The organism is uncultured Microbacterium sp., assembly GCF_963521695.1.
GTDB lineage: Bacteria > Actinomycetota > Actinomycetes > Actinomycetales > Microbacteriaceae > Microbacterium.
Genome location: NZ_CAUQWC010000259.1, coordinates 1 through 4,255, shown reverse-complemented (window position 1 = coordinate 4,255; position 4,255 = coordinate 1). Strand labels below are relative to the sequence as shown.

3 protein-coding genes and 1 pseudogene are annotated in these 4,255 nt (G+C 68.3%); all 4 read right to left on the bottom strand.

Translation table 11 applies throughout. From position 1 onward, the window contains the following. Positions 1–236 precede the first annotated feature (236 nt). The gene (locus tag RWP81_RS14740; protein ID WP_314457338.1) at positions 237–1,598 is read right to left on the bottom strand and encodes an extracellular solute-binding protein; all 1,362 of its coding nucleotides are present in this window, start codon (positions 1,596–1,598) and stop codon (positions 237–239) included. A gap of 24 nt (positions 1,599–1,622) precedes the next feature. Further along, positions 1,623–2,567, bottom strand: a complete 945-nt coding sequence (locus RWP81_RS14735; RefSeq protein WP_314457337.1) for a carbohydrate ABC transporter permease — start codon at positions 2,565–2,567, stop codon at positions 1,623–1,625. Further along, positions 2,567–3,463, bottom strand: a pseudogene (locus RWP81_RS14730) (carbohydrate ABC transporter permease). Before RWP81_RS14730 ends, RWP81_RS14735 begins: the two are co-directional and overlap by 1 nt. Before the next feature lie 253 nt (positions 3,464–3,716). Then, positions 3,717–4,255 (bottom strand): DUF1990 domain-containing protein (locus tag RWP81_RS14725; protein WP_314457334.1); only part of this gene is annotated, 539 nt, incomplete at its 5' end.

Sequence of the window (4,255 nt, the reverse complement as noted above, 5' to 3'; positions counted from 1 at the left end):
TCACCATGCTGCTCACCACGATCTTGGCCATGCGCCCATCCTGCCGAGCCGCGGGGCCGCGCGCAGCCCCTTGCGAGGGCGCTGAATCAGCGGCAGGTCGCGGCGAGGGCACCGCACCACCCGCGCTTCCCGCGGGGCGATCTCACCGGCGCGGGCCGCGTTGTCCACACGGCGTGCGCCGCCGCATCCGCAAGGCGGACGGGCGCCCCGAATCTGAACCGGGGCGCCCTGCCCGCTCAGCCGGCCGTGGCGTTGTCGTAGGCGCGCTGTGCGGCCTGCTGTGCGTCGGCCAGGGCCTGCTCCGTCGTCTTGTCGCCGAGGAGCGCGGCGGTGATGGCGTTGTTGAGCTCGTTCTGGATGTCCTGCCCGGCCGGCGACGAGCCGAACGACTCCCCGCTCTCGACCACGTCGTAGAAGGTCGAGATCACCTGATCGAAGCCAGCATCGCCGGTCGGCACCACGAACTGGTCGCGGATCATCTCGTCGGCCTCCGGCGAGCCGGTGAATAGGCCCGTGTTGAGCCCGCCCTTGCCCTCGATGGTCGCGGCGCGTGCGGCACCCGCGGCCATCCACGCGTGGGTCGAGGTGAGCTCCGTCATCCAGGCGCAGGCGGCCGCCGGGTTCTTCGCGCCGGCGGGAATGACGAACGCCGTGCCCGAGGCGAGCGAGAAGGGTTGGCCCTCGGCATCGCGGAAGGGAACCGCCTGCAAAGAGATCTTGTCGCGGTAGGCGCTCAGCACGTTCGGATACCACTGGTTGGCGACCTGCGCGCCGACCTGGTTCTGCACGAACTGGTTCGCGTCGCCGAAGGTGTCGAACGAGTCCGTGAAGCTCTTGACCACGGCGTAGCCGCCCTGTGCGTCGGTGATCTGCTTCAGCGCGTCGATGCCCGCGGCGTTCGCGGGGTCGTCCAGTGTCGGTGCGCCTTCGCCGTCAGTGAGCTGCCCGCCCATGCCGAGAACCCATAGTCCGCCCTGCCCGGTCGCGACCGGGTCGAGGCCGAGGCGCGTCGGGTTGCCGCCCTGCGCCTGATAGATCTTGCCGATCGCTGCGAGCATGCCTTCCATGTCGGACGTATCGAACTCCTCCGGCGCGACGCCGGCCTCATTCAGCACGTTCATGTTGAGAAGGATCGCCGGCGGTTGGTAGAACTGCGACACCGCGTAGACGGCATCCTCGTAGGTGACGTCGTCGACGACGTTGTGATACCAGCGCTCGTTCGGGGTGACGCCCTTCGCCTCGAAGCATGCGTCGAGCGGCATGAGCAGTCCCTGAGCGGCATAGGTCGTGACGTAGCGGCGATCCATCTGCACGACATCGGGCACATTCCCGCCGGCGATGCGAGTCGTGAACTTCTGGGCGTCGAAGGCCGTGGCATCCAGGGTCACCTCGACGTCGCCGAGCTGCTCGGCGGCGTAGTCGAGACGGGACTGCCCGACGTCGTCGGCGTTCTCGAAGCCCCAGGCGGCGAGGGTGCCGGTGGGCGGGGCCGAGAAGTCGACATCGGCGGCCGTGTCTTCGGCGCCCGCGCTGCAGGAGGCGAGAACGGCGACGGATGCCGCGGCGACGGCGACGACGGCGAGGGAACGCTTGCGCATGATGTGTCCTTTCGAGACGGGGGTTCAGCCCTTACGGCCCTGGGTGGCGACGCCCTCGATGAAGTAGCGCTGACCGAACGCGAAGATGATCAGCATCGGGAGGGTGACGAGGAGGGAGGCGACCATCACGTACTGGTAGTCGCCCTGGCCGCCGGCGCTCGGACTGTATTTCGTCATGGCGTAGGCGATGCCGAGCGGAGCGGTGAACTCCTCGACCGACCCGGCGTTGAGATAGATGAGTGCGGCCTGGAGGTTGTTCCAACTGGCCTGGAACTCGAACAGGAACACGATGATGAACGACGGGATCGACAGCGGCATCGCGATGCGCCAGAAGAGTCCCCAGGCGCTGCAGCCGTCGAGTCGGGCCGCCTCGAACAACTCCCGCGGGACGCCGAGGAAGAACTGACGCTGCAAGAAGATGTAGAAGGCGCTGCCAAAGAGGTTCATGCCCCACAGCGGCACCCAGGTGCCGAGCAGCCCCGTCTCCTTCCAGACGAGGTAGATCGGGATCATCGTCACCGCGCCCGGCAGCATCATGGTCGCCAATACCAGGCCGAACAGCAGCCCGCGGCCCGGGAAGCGGAAGTATGCGAAGCCGAAGGCCACGATCGAACTCATGACGGCGACGGTGGTGGCCGCGAGCAGCGCGATCGCGACGCTGTTGAACATCCAGTTCAGCAGCGGAAGCTGGCTCCACACCTCGGCGTAGTTGCCCGGTGTGAAGGTCTTCGGGATCAGGGCGTTGTCGAACACCTCGCCGCGGGGCTTGAGGCTCGCCGCGAGCAGCCACGCGAAGGGGTAGAGGAACAGCAGCGCGAACAGCACGAGCACGATGGCGAGCACCACGCGACCGGCCAGGGTCTTCGGCTGCGACAGGGCGCGGCGCCAGCGGGGCGTGCGCGGAGCAACCGCGACCGCCTGTTCCGGGCGGGCCTTCGCGACACCGGGGGTCTGGAGCGACGTCGCCATCAGCGGTCCCCCTCGTAGTAGACGAAGCGATTGCCGACGCGGATCTGGATCATGGTGATCGCCAGGATGATGACGAACAGCAGCCAGGCCATCGCTGCGGCGAACCCGAAGTTGAACTGCCGGAACGCCTGCTGGAACAGATAGATCGCATAGAAGAGCGATGCCTCGGGCGAGGCGTTGCTCTGATCGCGCCAGAACAGCAGGTAGGCCTGGTCGAAGACCTGGAACGCGGCGATGGTGAGCACGATGACGTTGAAGAACATCGCCCCCGAGATCATCGGCAGCGTGATCGAGAAGAAGCGGCGGATCGGCCCCGCCCCGTCGATGGCGGCGACCTCCTACAGGTCGACGGGCACGTTCTTGAGCGCGGCGAGGAAGATGACCATCGTGCCGCTGACGGTCCACAGCGTCATCAGCACGATGCTCGGCTTCACCCAGGCGGGGTCGACGAGCCACTGCGGACCCGGGATGCCGATGGCGCCGAGCGCCTGATTGATCGCTCCCGAGTTGCCGTTCAGCAGCAGGAAGAACACCGCCGCGGTCGCCACCGCCGGCGTCATCTTCGGCAGGTAGTACAGCGTCCGGAAGAGGCCGGCGCCGCGGCCCACCCGGCTGAGCAGGAGGGCGAGGAACAGGGCGAAGGCAATCTCGAGCGGCACGGCCATGACGGCGTAGAAGAGGGTGTTGCCGAGCGAGACGGCCACTCTCGGGTCCTCGAACAACTGTGCGTAGTTGCTCGTCCCGACAGGGCGGGCGGCGCCCGTGGCCAGGTTGTAGCTCGAGAACGAGATGACGAGGCTGTAGATCATCGCCCCGGCCGTGAAGATGAGGAACCCCACGATCCAGGGGGAGATGAAGAGGTAGCCGGCGATGGCCTCGCGTCGGTTGTACTTCACCTTCTGCCGCGCGAGGCGGCGCCGCGCTCCAGGGTCGGTGTCGTCGTCCGCGCGGGTCGCGGCGGAGGAGAGAGTCACCGGGACGACCGGCGGAGGGAGGGGACGCCGGGGATGCGGGTGCTCATGATGATCTCCTCTCGCGCGGTCTTCGTCGAGAGGCGCTTCGCCAGGTTCGAGAAGCAGTCGGGAGTGGTCCAGGGCATTGCCAAGGACGCGCAGAAGTGGCATATGCACCGGCGCCCGGCATCCGGGGTCAGAGCGCGCGCAGGTACCGCCGTGTCATCCACGCCTGCACCACGCGACCGAGGGGAGCGCCGACGCGGGTGAACCAGCGGCCCGGCGCCGAGAAGGCGGCGATCGCGAAGACGACGTCGCCCGAGGGGTGCAGCGTGAGGGTGAAGCGCTCCTCGCCCCGTTCGGGGTGTCCGCGCAGCGTGCCGTAGGCGAAGCCTGCCGAGGTCTCGGTGCGCTCGGCCCACACGACCAGGCATGGGATGCGGAAACTCAGGATGCCGAGCCCCAGTCGCATCGTCACGCGGGTGCCCTCGCGCATCGGCGTCTCGGACAGCTCGACCCGCGCGACCGACCGGCGCTGCGCCTCGCCCGCGAACAACGCGTCGGCGGCACAGACGAAGTCGGCGGGTCCGTGCCCGACGACGCGCTGCGCCCGCACGTGGTGGTAGCCCGGTGGCATCTCGCCGGCGGTCGCGCCGACCTCGTCGTAGGTCAGGCCGTTCATGACGTCCACGCTAGCCGGGGCGGCCAGCGCGGACCCCGGGTTGCGGTGCCCGT